This is a genomic window from Paraburkholderia sp. GW821-FHT02A12 (assembly GCF_059422005.1).
In genome coordinates this window covers 3,262,466-3,278,033 of the sequence record NZ_JBWKWA010000002.1, presented here as the reverse complement: position 1 = coordinate 3,278,033, position 15,568 = coordinate 3,262,466, and the positions used below count along the sequence as shown (strand labels likewise).

Annotated in this window: 16 protein-coding genes and 2 pseudogenes; 12 read left to right on the top strand and 6 right to left on the bottom strand. The window is 59.4% G+C overall.

Going from position 1 to position 15,568, the window contains the following annotated elements:
• Window position 1: 1 nt before the first annotated feature.
• Window positions 2–199 carry a BON domain-containing protein gene (locus AC07WT_RS36150; protein ID WP_494950657.1) on the bottom strand — a complete coding sequence of 66 codons (198 nt, stop codon included), beginning with the start codon at window positions 197–199 and terminating at the stop codon, window positions 2–4.
• On the opposite strand from AC07WT_RS36150, the pseudogene AC07WT_RS36145 reads away from it, so the two are divergent.
• The 3 genes and pseudogenes from AC07WT_RS36145 to AC07WT_RS36135 all read left to right on the top strand — a co-directional run.
• Window positions 185–298: pseudogene (locus AC07WT_RS36145) on the top strand (transposase); the annotation flags it as partial. The gene AC07WT_RS36150 and the pseudogene AC07WT_RS36145 sit on opposite strands and share 15 nt — an antisense overlap.
• A 742-nt stretch (window positions 299–1,040) precedes the next feature.
• The gene (locus AC07WT_RS36140) at window positions 1,041–1,493 is read left to right on the top strand and encodes an Hsp20/alpha crystallin family protein (protein ID WP_494950656.1); all 453 of its coding nucleotides are present in this window, start codon (window positions 1,041–1,043) and stop codon (window positions 1,491–1,493) included.
• 12 nt (window positions 1,494–1,505) lie between these two features.
• Window positions 1,506–1,898 carry an Hsp20/alpha crystallin family protein gene (locus tag AC07WT_RS36135; protein ID WP_494950655.1) on the top strand — a complete coding sequence of 131 codons (393 nt, stop codon included), beginning with the start codon at window positions 1,506–1,508 and terminating at the stop codon, window positions 1,896–1,898.
• Window positions 1,899–2,202: 304 nt separating this feature from the next.
• Here AC07WT_RS36135 and AC07WT_RS36130 read toward each other — a convergent pair whose 3' ends face one another.
• Both AC07WT_RS36130 and AC07WT_RS36125 read right to left on the bottom strand, forming a co-directional pair.
• Entirely contained in the window at window positions 2,203–2,937 is a 735-nt protein-coding gene (locus tag AC07WT_RS36130) for an IS6 family transposase (protein WP_494950654.1), read from the bottom strand.
• A 390-nt stretch (window positions 2,938–3,327) separates the two neighbouring features.
• Window positions 3,328–3,774: a hypothetical protein gene (locus AC07WT_RS36125; protein ID WP_494950653.1), complete on the bottom strand. Its 447-nt coding sequence runs from the start codon at window positions 3,772–3,774 to the stop codon at window positions 3,328–3,330.
• Window positions 3,775–4,001: 227 nt separating this feature from the next.
• On the opposite strand from AC07WT_RS36125, the gene fusA reads away from it, so the two are divergent.
• From fusA to AC07WT_RS36110, 3 genes are all read left to right on the top strand, one after another.
• Window positions 4,002–6,077 carry an elongation factor G gene (gene fusA, locus AC07WT_RS36120; protein ID WP_494950652.1) on the top strand — a complete coding sequence of 692 codons (2,076 nt, stop codon included), beginning with the start codon at window positions 4,002–4,004 and terminating at the stop codon, window positions 6,075–6,077.
• A gap of 204 nt (window positions 6,078–6,281) precedes the next feature.
• Window positions 6,282–6,950 (top strand): TIGR02466 family protein, encoded by a 669-nt coding sequence (locus AC07WT_RS36115; RefSeq protein WP_494950651.1) that lies wholly within the window; start codon window positions 6,282–6,284, stop codon window positions 6,948–6,950.
• 130 nt (window positions 6,951–7,080) lie between these two features.
• Window positions 7,081–7,329, top strand: a complete 249-nt coding sequence (locus AC07WT_RS36110; RefSeq protein ID WP_494950650.1) for a hypothetical protein — start codon at window positions 7,081–7,083, stop codon at window positions 7,327–7,329.
• Window positions 7,330–7,504: 175 nt separating this feature from the next.
• On the opposite strand, the gene AC07WT_RS36105 is transcribed toward AC07WT_RS36110, so the two are convergent.
• Window positions 7,505–7,828, bottom strand: coding sequence for an ead/Ea22-like family protein (locus AC07WT_RS36105; protein ID WP_494950649.1), 324 nt, complete (start codon window positions 7,826–7,828; stop codon window positions 7,505–7,507).
• Between the two features lie 35 nt (window positions 7,829–7,863).
• Here AC07WT_RS36105 and AC07WT_RS36100 point away from each other — a divergent pair, with 35 nt between their 5' ends.
• From AC07WT_RS36100 to AC07WT_RS36090, 3 genes and pseudogenes are all read left to right on the top strand, one after another.
• Window positions 7,864–8,142, top strand: a complete 279-nt coding sequence (locus tag AC07WT_RS36100) for a hypothetical protein (RefSeq protein ID WP_492591405.1) — start codon at window positions 7,864–7,866, stop codon at window positions 8,140–8,142.
• A gap of 115 nt (window positions 8,143–8,257) precedes the next feature.
• Window positions 8,258–8,495: pseudogene (locus AC07WT_RS36095) on the top strand (IS110 family transposase); the annotation flags it as partial.
• A gap of 97 nt (window positions 8,496–8,592) precedes the next feature.
• Entirely contained in the window at window positions 8,593–8,850 is a 258-nt protein-coding gene (locus AC07WT_RS36090; protein ID WP_494950648.1) for a hypothetical protein, read from the top strand.
• On the opposite strand, the gene AC07WT_RS36085 is transcribed toward AC07WT_RS36090, so the two are convergent.
• Window positions 8,825–9,178 (bottom strand): hypothetical protein, encoded by a 354-nt coding sequence (locus AC07WT_RS36085; protein WP_494950647.1) that lies wholly within the window; start codon window positions 9,176–9,178, stop codon window positions 8,825–8,827. The genes AC07WT_RS36090 and AC07WT_RS36085 overlap by 26 nt on opposite strands.
• 665 nt (window positions 9,179–9,843) lie before the next feature.
• Here AC07WT_RS36085 and AC07WT_RS36080 point away from each other — a divergent pair.
• From AC07WT_RS36080 to AC07WT_RS36070, 3 genes are all read left to right on the top strand, one after another.
• Entirely contained in the window at window positions 9,844–10,134 is a 291-nt protein-coding gene (locus AC07WT_RS36080) for a hypothetical protein (RefSeq protein WP_154562303.1), read from the top strand.
• 724 nt (window positions 10,135–10,858) lie between these two features.
• Window positions 10,859–11,491 carry a malonic semialdehyde reductase gene (locus AC07WT_RS36075; RefSeq protein WP_494950646.1) on the top strand — a complete coding sequence of 211 codons (633 nt, stop codon included), beginning with the start codon at window positions 10,859–10,861 and terminating at the stop codon, window positions 11,489–11,491.
• 1,034 nt (window positions 11,492–12,525) lie between these two features.
• Complete coding sequence (locus AC07WT_RS36070) at window positions 12,526–13,023, top strand: ester cyclase (protein WP_492593521.1); 498 nt, start codon at window positions 12,526–12,528, stop codon at window positions 13,021–13,023.
• A 347-nt stretch (window positions 13,024–13,370) separates the two neighbouring features.
• On the opposite strand, the gene AC07WT_RS36065 is transcribed toward AC07WT_RS36070, so the two are convergent.
• Window positions 13,371–13,853 (bottom strand): lipocalin-like domain-containing protein, encoded by a 483-nt coding sequence (locus AC07WT_RS36065; RefSeq protein ID WP_494950645.1) that lies wholly within the window; start codon window positions 13,851–13,853, stop codon window positions 13,371–13,373.
• Window positions 13,854–15,568: the final 1,715 nt, after the last annotated feature.

The window sequence follows — 15,568 nt, the reverse complement described above, 5'->3', positions numbered from 1 at the left end:
GCTATTTTGCTTTGATCGTGGTTCGGTCGGAGACGCCGGCGACGCCGAACAGGCGGGATACGTCTTCGAGTGCTGCGGTTTTTTGCTGCGCCTGATGGAGTTCACCTCGCAGGGTGATCCTGCCATGGTCGACTTTTACTTTTAGAGACCATTTCAAAAAGACCCCGAGGTGGCTGTTAAGTTCAAGACCGGGATACACTGGTGCGACCTGTCGATCAAGTTGGGATTTGGTTCGGGCCCGACCTGCTGGCGTCGCTTGCGCGACTGGCAAAAGGCCAGCGTGTGGGACCGGCTGCACGGGTATTGTCAAGTTGTTCGGTAGGCGGACGAGCGAGGGCGATTGGAGTGGGTAATCAATCGCCTTACGCCGCCATGCGGGCGCACGAAGCCCTTTCCCAAGCCGCGAAGGCTTGGGCGCGCGCCTGGCGTTTGTGCTGCGCGTTCCGATTGTGATCTTTGCAGTACAACGGAGTTCGTAACGAACCGACAGCAAACCGAGAACAACCGCGACGAGGCCAGGCATCGATCCAGCGGCGCGCACAGCAGGTTGAGCATGGCAAGCGCAAGCAAGCCGAAGCTCAAACGACGGCGCCGAACATAAATCTCAAACGCCCAATGCGCCTCAAACCACGGGACAGCGCGTCTGATAAGCGTCAGTCGCGAGGCTGCTGAAGAGCAGTCAGCAGAAGCCGGCCAAGCGCCGGCTTTTTTTGTCTGGCGTACGAGAAAAATGGCCGGAACCGAAACGGAGCGGGCTGACTGCATGCGACCGCCGAGCGAGAGAAACGCTGATCTGTTCCTGATCCTGGAATCGAGTGCAAGGCGCATTGCCCGCTTTCAGTTCCATTATGGCGAGCGCGCTCAACAATCCGCCCTCTTGTATTTTTTTTTGCCCGCCCCCATGTATCCATTGCATAGGTCGGCCACCACGCGCCTTCTCGTCCAGCGTGAAATTCGAGTGACTGCCCTGGGTCGCCTTTCGGCGAAGCTGCCGAGGGGCGCACTCGCCTGCGAGGTGATAGATGAAAGGAGATCCAGCCATGAAGGGTTCATTCACGAGGTTTTCTTCCGACGTATTTCCGGACTTCGAGCGGCTCCAGGAGCAGATGGACGCCGTCGTTCGAAACTTTGGCATTTCGTCCGGTATCCGTGCCGGCGCTCGGGGTACATTTCCCCCGATCAACATCGGGAGTACGGCGGACGCCATCGAAGTGGTCGCATTTGTGGCGGGCGTCGACCCGCAGGCGCTGCAGGTGTTCATCGACAAGGGCCTGCTTATCCTGAGCGGCGAAAGGCCGGCCGCCGTTGCGGACGCCGGCGAGCGCAAAATCGTCTATGCGGACGAACGGTTTGCCGGCAAGTTTCGCCGCGTCGTCAGCCTGCCTGACGATGCCGACCCGGCTCGCGTCGAGGCAAAATATGCGGACGGTTGTCTGCGCGTCACCGTGATGAAGCGCGAGTCGTCCAAGCCTCGCCTGATTCAAGTCCAGTAAAGGGAGACTGCCATGAGCGAAGAAACCCAAGTCGCCACGCGTGAACCGCAAAAGGTGTCGGCCAAGAGCGCCACCGCGGCGTTGATCCCGCCCGTAGACATCGTCGAAGATGAGACGGGAATTACCATCACGGCCGACCTGCCGGGCGCCTCGAAGGACCGTCTCGAGATCAAGATGGAAGGTGAACACCTGCTGATTGAAGCAGAGGCTGCCATCGCGGTGCCGGAAGGTCTGCAACTGCTTCACGCCGAAATTCTTGAGGCGCGCTACCGCCGAGCTTTTAGATTGAGTCGCGAACTGGATGGCTCGAAGATCGAAGCAAGCTTGAAAGACGGCGTTCTAACGCTACGCATTCCACGCATCGAACAGGCGCAGCCGCGACGCATCGAGGTGCAGGTAGCGTAATGACAGCGAGCAGTACCGGGGGCGGCTTCAACCCGCCCCTAAAAAGCGGAGAAAGGGTAACCCCTGCCTTATGGCCCGGTAATCAGGGCAGCTTGGGCGGCGACAATCATTGGGGCCGAAAGTGGAGCCAAGGTCACGGGGCTCCATGTCATCCTGGAATTTCATGTCCTCGCGTATGGCACCGAAATGATCGCGGACACCGAAAAGCGAGTCATTCAGGCCACCCGACAGCATGCGGATGACTACCTCGGGCGCTGTCACGTTGAGGTGTTAGTGCCGCAATAGCGGAGAGAACGCGCATTGCTCAGAAAGCGAACGGATTTTGGGTGAGATCAGTGAAGCGATGCCACGCGGCAAAGCGTGCTGCGAGCTGTTTTCGATACGGTGAGGCGCGTAGCAAATGTCGCTTGAGCGCGAAGTGCTGGCGGATCGGACCGAAGCTCGACAGGAACGCCTGCGTACGGTTGGGATCGCGGAAGCCACGCATGCGGCGCTCGCGTTCACGCGTAGGCTGATGGCTATTTTCGGCACGATTGTTTAGGCGGGCACTGGCCTTGACAAAGACATGCTTGACGTCGGCCAGTTCGGGGATCTCGGCCTTCGCCGCAGGATAGCTACGGAGTTGGTCGGTCACGATCTTGCGCGGCACTTCGGAACCCGAGGCCAGCACGCGCTTGAAAAACGGCTTGGCTGCAGCCTTGTCGCGACGCTTCTGCAGCAGGATATCAAGCTCGGTGCCGTGTTGATCGACTACTCGCCACAGCAGGTGAGGCTTGCCGCGCAACGTCACGAACACTTCGTCCAGATGCCACGTGGAGCCGGGCTTGCGACGTGCAGCTTTGACACGGTGCGCAAAGCCCGCGCCGAACTTGTCGCACCAGCGCCGGATCGTCTCATAACTCACGATCACGCCGCGCTCGAACAGCAATTCTTCGATGTCGCGAAGGCTCAATTGGAAGCGAAAATACCAGCGCACGGCGCAGCTGATAACTGCAGCCGGAAAGCGATGACCGTGATATAGCGATTTTGCATTCTTCATCGCCCTATCTTACGCGACCGCCCAGGCAACGTGAGAATGCCGTCGGGATCTGATCGGCACCGCGATCGGCCGCGAAATCACGGGTAGTCCTGAGGACGGTTGGTGGCCGCGCTTGACGGCTCTCCTTATCGTGACCGCTCGTTTCAGACCGTCAATCGATTGCTCTTACAAATATGTTAGTCCTGCATCCGCTCTTGCGGGAACTGGTACGGCGGACGCGGGAGCCGAAGGCATCGGTTGAGGACAAACATATTTGCAACATCGGATCGGGGATGTGTCACGCGCGCCTCCTCGCTTGATGTTCGTGCGTGGGCAGTGTTGTGTCCGGACGCTTATTGGTCTGTTGTGGTTGCGAGCTTGGCTGGTGGCCTTCATCATCACGGACTCTCTTCACGTAGGAGCGTCCGGCTTTGATCGACGCCTTGTCGGGAGACGCCCTTTCCATTTCAGATTGACCCCGTGCTTTTGCAGCAAGCCCACGATCTGGCCTTCGCGCATGTGCGGCAACTGCGCCGGCGCCTTTGCCTTGAACCAGGCGTGCAATTCGACGAACTGGTAGTAGCCGATGTCGGAACGGAGCCAGAATTTCGATCCGGACGAGGTGTCCTGACACTGCATGTGCGTCCACACAAACCGGCGCGCGCAGAAATGCCATTGCGTTTCGGCCAACTCGTCGCGCACCCCGTTGCAGCGCGGGTACGCCGATCGTGCACATACGACGCGACTCAGGTTAGCTGCGCGTCCGATGTGGCTCCTGGAAACCCTCACTGGTCGCTCGAGGCTGGCGTAGAGTTTGATCGCTGCCTGCCGGATTCTGTCGGCCAGTTCAGCATCCATCGGGTGGGGCGAGACGGGCCGCGTTGCGGCGTTCGTTGGTATCCCGCGGGATTTTTGCGCTGCTTCCGGCCCCGGGGCGCCCCTGCATAAGCAGCGTCATGTAGCAGATTCCATCGCCACGTTGCGATTGGAACTCACCGTAGCCCTGCTGGCTTGCTTCGAAAGGTGCCCATGCTGCGGTCGACGAAACGAACATTTGTTAACACAGTCGTACTAGGAGATGACCTGTGGCTGCAACCCCCGCGCCGATCGCCGGCATCCGCAACATCGGCGTCATTGCTCACATCGACGCTGGCAAGACCACCATTACCGACCGGATTCTCTTTCACACGGGACGCACCCATCGCCTGGGTTCGGTCGACAGCGGCACGACGGTGACCGACTGGATGGCCCAGGAGCGCGAACGGGGGATCACGATCGTGTCGGCGGCCATCAGCGCGCGGTGGCGCGACTGCATGATCAACCTGATCGATACCCCGGGCCATATCGATTTCACCGCCGAAGTGCAGCGCTCGCTACGGGTGCTGGATGGCGCCGTGGTGGTATTCGATGCCGTGCACGGCGTACAGCCGCAAAGCGAGACGGTATGGCGGCAGGCCGATCGCTACCGGGTGCCGCGGCTGTGCTTCATCAACAAAATGGATCGCATCGGGGCCGACTTCGAGCGCGCGGTGGCCAGCGTGCGTGAGCGCCTCGGTGCGCCGGTGGCGTGCCTGCAAATGCCTGTCGGCCACGAAGCGGCGTTCGAAGGCGAGGTCGATCTGCTGTCGATGCAGGCGCTGCGCTGGGGGGCTGCGCAGGAGGGCAAGCCGGAATGCGGTCCCATACCGGCTGAATATCGTGCGGCGGCCGAGGCCGCGCGGCAGCGCCTGATCGAGTCCGTCGCCGAGGCTGACGATGAACTGCTCTCGCTTTACGTGACCGGCGGCGACATCGGGACGGAGCCGTTGCGCGCGGCGCTGCGCCGTGCCACGCTCGCCAATCGCCTGTTTCCGGTTTGCTGTGGCGCCGCGTTACGGGATATCGGCGTGCAACCGCTGCTGGACTGCGTGGTCGATTTTCTGCCGTCACCGCTCGATATCGGCGAGGTACAGGGGACCGATCCCGACAGCGGCCTCACGATCTGCCTCGCGCCGCGCGACGAAGAACCGCTCGCGGCGCTGGTCTTCAAGATCGTCAACGATCCCTACGTCGGCCACCTGGCCTATGCGCGCATCTATTCGGGCATGGTCAGCGCCGGCATGACGCTGCACAATGCCACCCGTAACCGCAAGGAGCGGGCCGGGCGCCTGTTGCGCATGTATGCCAATCACCGCGAAAACGTCGAGGCGCTGCACGCCGGGGAAATCGGTGCGTTTCTCGGCCTGAATCAGACCTATACGGGCGATACGCTGTGCCACGCGGAACACCCGGTAACGCTGGAAACGATCACTTTCCCGGAGCCGGTCCTGCGGGCCACGGTAGAACCGAAAACGCTCGCCGAGCATGGCCGCATGGCCGAGGCGTTACGCCAGTTGACCGACGAGGATCCGACCCTGCAACTGAGCCTCGATGAAGACAGCGGCCAGTTGCTGATTGCCGCCATGGGCGAACTCCACCTCGAAATCTTGCTGGACAGGTTAGAGCGCGAATACGGTGTAGCGGCGAAAATGGGGCGGCCGCGCGTGGCCTACAAGGAAACCATCACGCGCGAAGTGGCGGCTGAGGAGGGGCGTTTCGTCCACCAGACTGGCGGGCATGGCCAATACGGCCATGTGATTCTTTCGCTGCACCCCGGCGCGCGCGGCTCGGGCATGCGCTTCGAAAACGCAATCACCGGCGGGGCTGTGCCGCGCCAGTTCATCCCGGCGGTGGAGCAGGGTGTGCGCGATGCCGCCGAAATCGGAGCGCTGGCAGGCTATCCCGTCACCGACCTCGAGGTGCGTCTCGAAGGCGGTTCCAGCCATTCCGTCGATTCGAGCGAATTCGCTTACCGCGCCGCGGCCATCCAGGCATGCCGCGCGGCGTTCGGCAAGGGGCGGATGGTGCTGCTTGAACCGATGTTCCGCATCGAGGTGCTGGTCCCGACTGAGTACACCGGGGCCGCGCTGGCGCAGCTCGGCGCCCGCCGCGCCGAGATTGAAGCGGTGGCGTCGCGCCCGGGCGGTGTGGAAGCGATTGCCGGCCAAGTGCCTCTCGCCGAAATGTTCGGCTACGTTACTGATTTGCGCTCGGTCACCCAGGGCCGCGGGCTGTATTCCATGGAGTTCGACCACTATGCCGAGGTCGAGCTTGAGGTGGCAGGCGTGCCGTCCCGGAATTAAACGGCGGAACGACCTTCATCGGTCGAATTCAGCGCCTGCCGGCGCGGTTCGAAACCCGTCGTTTTTGGGTCACACGCAGGCGACCGGAATCCGTTTGGGCAGCGTCATCCCGCGCTTCGTGTGTAACCCTCGTTTGAACCATGCCCACCTGTTATGAGGCGTCCGGCCGTCTGTATGCTGACTTCGCGGCTATAGTACAGATCTGTGTTCCCTTGTCAGCGCATCGCGCAAACGGTCGTGCAGCCCCCAACTCCGGACGTCGTACGCCTGTTCCCAACCTTCGTGTGCCAGAGCCGCCTCGAACCAGCGTGCTATGAACCACTTAACCGGGATCTGCTCGCGTATGTCGAAACCTTGATGCGCGCTGGTAGCGGAACACGCACAGGTGCCACTTGGCAATCCGGGCACAAACAACATCAGATGCCCGAATTTGCTGCGCTGATCACTCGCATCGATGCAGCCGTGCGCAACGTGGTCGCGTATATCAAGATAGCCGATGCCCCGTTCCGCATCACGGGGTGCTGGGTCAACGTGCTGGGTCCAGGTGCGGCACACGCCACGCACAGCCATCCCAACAATTTCCTGAGCGGCGTCTACTATCTGCAAACGCAGACAGGCACAGACACGATCAATTTCCACGATCCGCGCCCTCAGACTGCCATCATTCGTCCGCCGGTCACCGAATTGACGGCGTACAACACCGACCAGGCGGTGGTGACGGTGAGCGACGGCACCTCGCTCGTGTTTACCGCCTGGCTGCCACATTCGGTGCCAGTGAACACGAACGCCCGCTCGCGCATCAGCGTTAGTTTCAATGTCATGTTCACCGCTTACGAAACGACCATGAGCCTGCCGCTATGGGGCCAGGACTAAGTGCCAGCCCGGCCCTGTAGATATCGGGCGGTGACGTTAATGGGTGAAACTGCGCGCACCATGGCTCCGCTGAAAATGATTGGGCGTTCCCTCATGCTGGGACTTCTCCGAGACAATAGGAGTCGAGTTCATGGAAGATAAGCGCAGCTACGAGTACATGGGTTTCGAGATGACTTCCGGTGTCAGCGGGGACTCGACCAACGGGTTCTACGTCGCCATGCAATGGATCAAGGAAACCACGCCGGCAAACCGGATCAACGTGCCGATTGACGGCATCGCCGCAGGCCGCTTCCGCAGTCTGGAAAATGCATTCGATGCGTCGTTTGATCGTATGAGGATAGCAATTGACCGCCAGGTTAGTGCTGGACGCACATCCTGATCCCGCGGCACATCTTCGATAGTCCGTCGCTTGACCGTCGGGCAGCGCATGCACTAACGCGCCACTGGAAAGAATAGGGCGTTCCTTCATGCCAGGATCCCTCGAGAATCAATGGGAGGACGGCAATGGCTGTCGAGTCGCCCTCTGATCCCCAGCGTTCGCGCTGATGAGTGGTCTAGAGCACGACCGCCTTCGCGAAGGCGTGCAACTCGGGCATGTTGATGAGCGTCGACAGTTGCGCATTCTCACGCTGCAGCTTTTCGACCTGATCGAGCAGGGCCAGGACCGTTGTGGGGTCGACAGCTGATATGTGGTCCACGTCAGCAGCGCCGCAAGCGACGTCGGCGTAGTCTCGGCGTACCATAGTCGGATGCAGTACGCCGCCGTCGGGGCCGCGCCCCGCAGTTTGGCGCTTAGCGCTATTGCTAGTCCACCATTTCAACGGACCCGGCGTCGCGCGTTCGGCAATCTCACGCAGCTTGTTCGTGTCAATGTTCATGCTGCGCGTCCTGCTCGATGATGATGGAGATTGACATGGCCCACGCTGAGAATACGTACAACGGATTTCAGTACCTGGTTCGAACGCTTGCGAAACAGGGCGTCGGGGGCGAGCAATTGCAGATATTCGGATTCAACGGTTTCGTGCTTATCCCGCGCGAATTTGATGCAGAGCAACCCATGCAAATCCCCGTTCAATGCCTCGAGGAAGAGGGATATCGTCAAGAAGACTGGGCGTTGGATGCAGCGATTGACGAAGCGAAGGCGATCATCGACGGCAAGCGTCCGCTGAAAGACCCGAAAACGTTCCGATAAGGCTAGCTTCATTGCGTTTCCGCGAAGGTCGTCAGGTCGGACATTCGGTACGCCAGACCTCGAGGCGCGGCGGAATCTGCCAGCACGAAGGCGGAGAGGAGCCGGGGATGAGCCGGTACAACAGCCGGGAATGCGAACGGTTGTGACCAGGACAGAAGATCAGCGGGCGACGCTGTGCTCCGCACAGGATGCGCGTGCTGCCGGTCAAGTTCCGGGCCATGCAGGCAACAAGGTAGGATTACTACTTTACGAATTTGGCGTGACATTTCGGGCAGGACGCGTGGCCGGGCTGGGCTGAGATCCGGGCACGCATGGCAGAGCTGGAGGATAAGCTGCAGCAGGAACAGTTGAAAGGCCTCATCCTCGCAGTAGCCGAATGCCACGCCGTGCTGGGCCCGCTGCACGCTGCACTGGCCGCTACCGCACGAGCGAAGTCCCACGGAAACGAACATGATCGATCTTGCTGCGGCTCTTCCGACAATTCTTCCTGCGGCGATTGCCTGGGCAGAGGCTCAATCTAGGCTGGTACTTTCTGCTGGCGCACCCTTGACTGAATATGGCATCACCGACGCGCATACGGTGGGCGTCGCTGCACTCGAATCAATTCGCGTAGCGATCGTTCCTCGCTTGCCGCTGCCGGACGATCCAGTGCTGCGGGATGTCGCACTGAATACGGGGCGGTTCAGTCGGCAAATGACGTGCAGGTAGGGGTCGACAAATCACAATTCCGAACCTTGCCCCCTTTTTCGGCGACGAAAACCCTAGTCTTGTTTCCGTTAAAACTTATCGCGGTCGGCTGATTAAGACAGCCACTGTACAAAATCTGCTCGGTAAATCCCTTTGGAAGCGTCGGCTGCGGCCTGGTCGTGGAAGTGGGTTGGCATGTAACCGACTGCCCAACAGCAGCGGCATTGGGTACAACAGCGGCCGGAAAAACTGCGTGCGCCGCATTGGTCAAAAACGGTAACGTCAGCAACAGTGCCAGCGCGGCGATCAAGCGGCTTTGGCTTAACCACTTTTCCATATAGCGCGACACTTTATCCTCCTGCACGAATCGAACCGCGAGACACCGCCACGCACCACGCGTTAATCGCTTAAGCGTGAATCGTTGGTTTTGACGCCGCAGATCATTTAATAGTGGGCCGTGCGCCCGCGGGCAGCGGACAAAAGACTGTCACCGCTCGCCAGGCAAGTAAGCTGAATGGCAGATGAGCTGCAGCCGGCACGCGCTTCCCTGGCAAAAATGCTGGATGCCCGAACCTGGTTTGTCGGTTGCGAGGAAACCAACGCCTGCACTTGACTCATTGCTTCATCACAGCGCTTTATTTACCTAGATGCGCGGCAGTGCGACCGTCTCGAACCAAACCGGAAGCTGCCGTTGAGCAGAGCAATGTCCGAACGGCACAGATGGGTCGACTTCTGCCGAACGAGGACGAGTCTAAGGAGGACCACCTCACCGACTCGACGGCCGACCGGGTCCGGCCAATTGCGGAGGTTGGCTGGAGGCACCTGGATTTTGCACCGCTCCTCAGGTTTACTACGACGGTACAGTTACTACACTTGGTATGGGTCGCGGAAGTGAGGTGCGCGGCCTTCTCAATTACTTCCACGCACTACACGCTGTCGGAAAGAGCAGTTACACGCTGCACACATTGTTCGTGCGGCATGCTCGTTTCGCTGGTCAAACAGGAGGATGCAATCATGCAAACTGTTATAAGGAGATTTTCCGGAAAGGGTGCAAAGGAGTTGTTCGACCTGCTGGAGAAGCGCACGGCTGACGTCGAAGAACTGATGCGTTCGGTCAAAGGCTTTGTCAGCTACACCCTCGCACGCAGCGGCGATGGCGGATTCTCGGTGACTGTTTGCCAGGACAAGACAGGCACTGACGAAAGCGTGCAGAAGGCGAAGGACTGGATCGCGAAAAACGCAGGAAACACGGGCGTAGGCGCGCCGGAGATATCGGAGGGATCAGTCCTCATTCACCTGAAGTAACTTTGCCTGGCGACTGGCAGCGCGTGAGTTCAGCGGGCGGATTGGGACGTGCGCCACCGGCCTCACCGCCCACTCCTCACGCTCACGTCTTGCCGGGTTCGTCCAGACCTGCCTTTTGCGGATCCTCCGGGCTCGTCACAATGCGGCACTTCTGGCTCTCATGCCGCCTGACATGCATTCAACGGACCCACGTCCGTACTACTCAGAAAAGCAGAGCGGGCAATCTGTTTTCTTCTTCATCGAGCGGCGAGTCGCGAACAAGCCCACGCACGCGACTCATGTCAAACGTTGAACGGCTGCTTCGGAGAGAACTGACCGACCAGAGTGGGTCGGCCACTGCCTGACGGCGATCGGCGGCACACGACCCTTCTCGGCCGTTCGGCTCGACGCCATATCAACGGCAGTTACGAATGTACAACGTAGCAGCCCTTTCTGGTGGACGCCGTACTCCTTGCGCCAGCGGTAATAGCTCTGCTCGGAAATGCCGACTTCCTTACAGTCCAGCAGAGCGCTCCCCGGAGCGTCACCGGTACCCGACCGCGCAAATTTTTCGATGAACGACGCATGGTACGTCTATAACACCCGAATGGGGCTGCGCTCAGATCATCGATGACCAGCTGCGTGATGTTCACGAAACGCTTGGACGGCGTACCGCCCTCCAAGAACTCGTGGTTGTTGATGCAGGAAGGCAACTTGCAACGTCCGTTTCCGTTGGGAGGCAAATATGGACAAACGATTGAATGAAGAAGGGATGGATCTGCTGTTCCGTCAGGCTCGAACCCACAATAGCTGGCTGCCTAAACCGGTCAGTGATGACACATTGCGCGAACTCTACGAGCTGATGAAGTGGTGTCCAACGAGCGCAAACTGCAGCCCAGCACGTATTCTGTTCCTGCGCACTCAGGAAGCGAAGCAACGACTTCTGCCGGCATTGGCACCAGGCAATATCGACAAGACGATGAGCGCACCGGTGACTGCCATCATCGCTTATGACGGCAAGTTCTATGACAAGCTGCCTAAACTCTTCCCGCACGCAGATGCGCGAGCCTGGTTCGCCGACACACCGGAACTGGCCGAGGTCACGGCGCGGCGCAATAGCTCGCTACAAGGGGCTTATTTCGTCCTGGCTGCCCGCTCGCTCGGACTGGATTGTGGTCCGATGTCTGGGTTCGATCATGCAAAAGTTGACCATGAATTTTTTCCTGCGAGCGCACAGGAGGGCACCTTCCAGCAGGAGTACTTTCCCGACAGCCACATCAAGTCGAATTTCCTCTGCAATCTGGGCTATGGTGATCCGGCAGGGCTGTTCCCGCGCAGCCCACGCCTAGATTTTGACGAGGCCTGCAAATTGCTCTGACCACCAGGAACCCGGCTTGGCGGGCCGGATCTCCCTCGCCTGCCTAGGTGTAAACGGCTCACATGCCGGTGGATCAGCATGTGGGCCCAATTGCATGGCCACTGCAAAGAAGACGTTCCCGTCCGGTGCGGGCATATCCATACGACCCGACACAAACATGGGTGCATGCGACCGAGACCGACGCTCACGGGTGCCGGCCCTGCATCGCCAATCGTGCCGCCGAGCCCCAAAACGCCATGCCCATCGACCGTGGCGCCCCATGCCCCCAAGGAATAAGTCCTGTCTCCACCACCTGTCTACAGCCATGGCATTCCCGGCGATCGCAGCCGTGTCCTGCAAAGCCGACCACTGCTGACGCTCGGTTTGGCCATCAACTCTGGTTTGAAACGGATTCCTTTGCTGCAGATGGCAACGGCTGCCCTGACGCTGATTCGAACAAGTCGAAGTGACACGGAAACGCTGGTGTACGGTGATCATGTACGGCCGCGGATCTTGATTGTCTGCAGCAGGCTCGGAAGCGGACGGACAAGTAACAAATCCGACTGGCGGAAACTGGCCGTACTGCCTCATGCAAAGGGCCTAGGCAATGTGAACTGCGCACGTCTGCGGTCGGCAGCACGCGACCCGGACGCGACACTCGGCCTGCTCCGAAGCTGCCGCTCAGGATGCGACGATGGTAGCGCAGCGTGTAGATGCTGCGGATTAGCTTGTCGAACTCGAGGATCGCCCGCCGCGTCGGATTTGGCGCGGTGTAGGTGCATACCATCGCGGGCTGGCCTGGATGAACGCATGTGATGCGGCGGACGATGCAGGACGGCGGCGACCTGGACTTCGATATGGTGTCGGCGTTCAGCGTTGAATTTGTCCGGTATTGCCAGGGCGCCATGTTTCGTGGACCACCATCCTACCGGGGAGCCATCGCCTCGATGCACCAACGCCGGAGAACGCGGCTCATCTGATGCTGTCGACAATTCTTGACTCTGCGTGAATGGGCGAATACGCTCGTACTCCCTGACTCTTGAAAAGGAGAGTTCATGGACAGGCGAAACATGATGCGCGGTCTGGTGATTTCCGGTGCCGGATTCTCGGTCATGACGCCGTCGCTGGCCGCGCCAGACCTGATGGTAAAGACTCTCGCTGAGCAATTCGCCGGGACTTTGAGCGCGCATGATATCGACGCGTTCGCGGCGCTGTACGCAGACGATTTCGTCAATCACCAGAGAACTGCCGCCTTGCCGCCTCCGCCAGTCGGCACGCGACCAAAGGATGCGGTGGTGGCGTACTTTGCGAGCCGCCTCAAAGGAATGCCCGACCTCGCCGTGTCGATCGAGGTGATGGTGGGCAATGGGGATATGTTCGCGGCCAGCTTCGTCTACGAGGGCACGCATCAGGGCGTGTATTTTGGTATCGCGCCGACCGGCAAGAAATTGCGGTTCACGTCCTGCGACATCTTTCGTGTCGCCGACGGAAAGATCGCAGAGCACTGGGGTATGGGCGACATCGCGGGCACGCTGGCGCAATTGAAATCGTAAGAGGCGGCGGCGACGTCAGTTCAGCAGGGGGCTCCACGCCGGGTCGCTCGCAGAGGACGGGGTTGGCACAGCGAATTCCTGGCGGCCGAGAATGCCCATCATGTAGATTTGGCGACGTTGATGCCGCAGGTGTTTGCCTGCGGCGTCCGCTTCATATCCACAGGATTCCTCCGCGGGATAAGGGCTCGAATAATCCCGCAATGCGAATTCAATCCGAGCCTGGAACCTTTAATTAGCAACACTATCGGCACGATAAGTGCCCGTCAGCCAGAAAGGGCTGATCGGTAAAAACCAGCCCCGCTTGCTCGGGCTGCGGCATGCAACAACGAACGCGCTTCAGCGCAATGCTACTTGACGCGCGCCCAGACTACGTCACCCTGGCCACCGCCGCTCGATGGTGCGTTGACGGTATAGGTCAGTTGATCCCCGGAAACCTTGAACGCCCGCTTGAACGTACTGCCGTCGTAATTCGCGAATGTGCTGACCTCGACGTTGAATGTAATGGTTTTGTCGTTCGCGTCCACCGTGTACTTGCCGAAATGCGCGATGCTGCCGCCTACGATCGCCTTATTTTCCTCTGCGGTCCCTTTGACTCGCGTACCCGCGGCGACTTTCGGCAGCGTCGCGCGTGCGAGGATGATGGAATAGTGGCCGTCCGGTCCCAGGATCAGCTGGCCGCGCGGATTGTCGCCGAACTGCGCGGCCGAGACGAGGGTATAAGTGCCGGCGACGCTCCTGGCGTCCTGCGCGGCTGCGTTCCCGGTAGACAATGCGAATGCCGCGATCAGCAGCAAAGCGGAAACTGCGGAAAGGTTGTTGCTGTTATTCATGGTCATCCTCGCAGGTGTTTTGGCGCCACGGGCTCAGCCCCAAGCGTCCTTAAACAGGATAGGTGAGTTAGAGCAAATTAGAGGGGCCGTGGTCGAATTTTGTCTCGGTGCACCGCATCGAGAAAGGCGTTGAAGACATTCGCGAGGAACTGCGGATTGCAGTGGGATCTGGCCAGCCATCACTTTCGCAGGAAGTTCGGGAACTATGCCGCTCGTAGTCAGTTCGGAGACCTTCGGTACTTGCGCTCTCATTTCAAACACTGGTCGATGGACATGACTTTGGGCTACGCCTTGACAGTCACAACCACGTCGCGAGCGTACCTTGAACGAAAATTGGTTTTCGTATTCATTTGATTCTCGCGGAATAATAAATGAAGTACATGATGTGCCTCTGTAAATAGAACGCTGTGTTCAACTCAACTTCGATATCATTCCCTCCTCCGTTCCAAGGAATAACTTCTTGCTGATGTGCGCCGCGTAGTAAATACGGTCTGGAGACTGCCCGTGGCATGAGTGGAACCCCCGTGTGCTTCCACGCGTTCGTCCCAGGTTGGGAAACAATCGTACTTTTTTTATATCCAGGACGCGCAACTGGCCGCTCGTATGGCCGTGCTCAACGACGCATCCTGGATCGACCGTGTGAACCAGCGATTGCGACTGAAGGCCACCAGGTGTCACCACGAAGTTTTCCGACATAAGCACTCCTCCATCGACGGGCGAGCCTAAGGATTCCCTTAAACCTGGGACCACTCCAGTGCCTGTTCACATTGAACTGTTCAACGTACCCACTTACACAGTTTGAGTACCCCTTTGATTAAATCCGCCAGCGTCTACCGAAGCACCGATGTGCAGGACCTCTTATCCCAGAGCTTTGGTGTTTTCCCCAAGGGCAGGTTCCGAGCCATTTCGACAAGTGAGGCTCCTCGCTGTCTGTGGGCGCAACCATAAGCGCGGATCACACTCGGATGGTGGAGGAACGCTTAGAAGCCGGAACGGAAACCGCGTCGGAAAGAGGCGCGTGTCGACCGGCATATTCACCACCAGTTATATGCAAAATCAGGCAGCGAAATCCGACAAATTGCCCCTGCATCTGTCCAGCAGTACATGCAGCATAGACGCGCTCACACTTACGGAAACCCGCCGCCGTCAAAAAACGCCGAGCTTACCAAGCCTCGAATGGGCGTGATGGGTCAACAACCCGTTCGTACAGTCCGTGCAGAACTCGTGAGCAGTGGACTGAGCGCGACACCGGCGGTCTCCAAGTTACAACGTTCGGGCGCCGACGGCATAGGACCGAACGGCCGCTGTGAAGCGCAGCCGATACATTCGCGTCAACTACAACCTGACATTCGCGGCCGCCACGGTGCGAATGTCAGGAAAGCAACATGTAACTACCTTACCAGCGCCGATACCTGAAATCCGGCCGCCGTACCAGGCGGCGGCCGGGGCGTCCAGAGCACATCGGCAACGGTCGAGATGCATCCATAGGGTATCCGGCAGGTATCAGAGTAGACCCGCCGTTCGAATGACGGGTTTGTGGAATGGGCGAGCGGCAGCAATTGGCCGAGGGTGTGTCAAAACTCAGGCTCACGCTTCTCGTTCAAAAAGTCGGCTTTCGAGAAGGGCTTACAACGGCTTGGTGGCGTGTCGGGAAGGGTAAAGTGACCCCTCGAAACCTTCAACTTTTGTGTTTTGACACACCCTCGGCCGCTTGC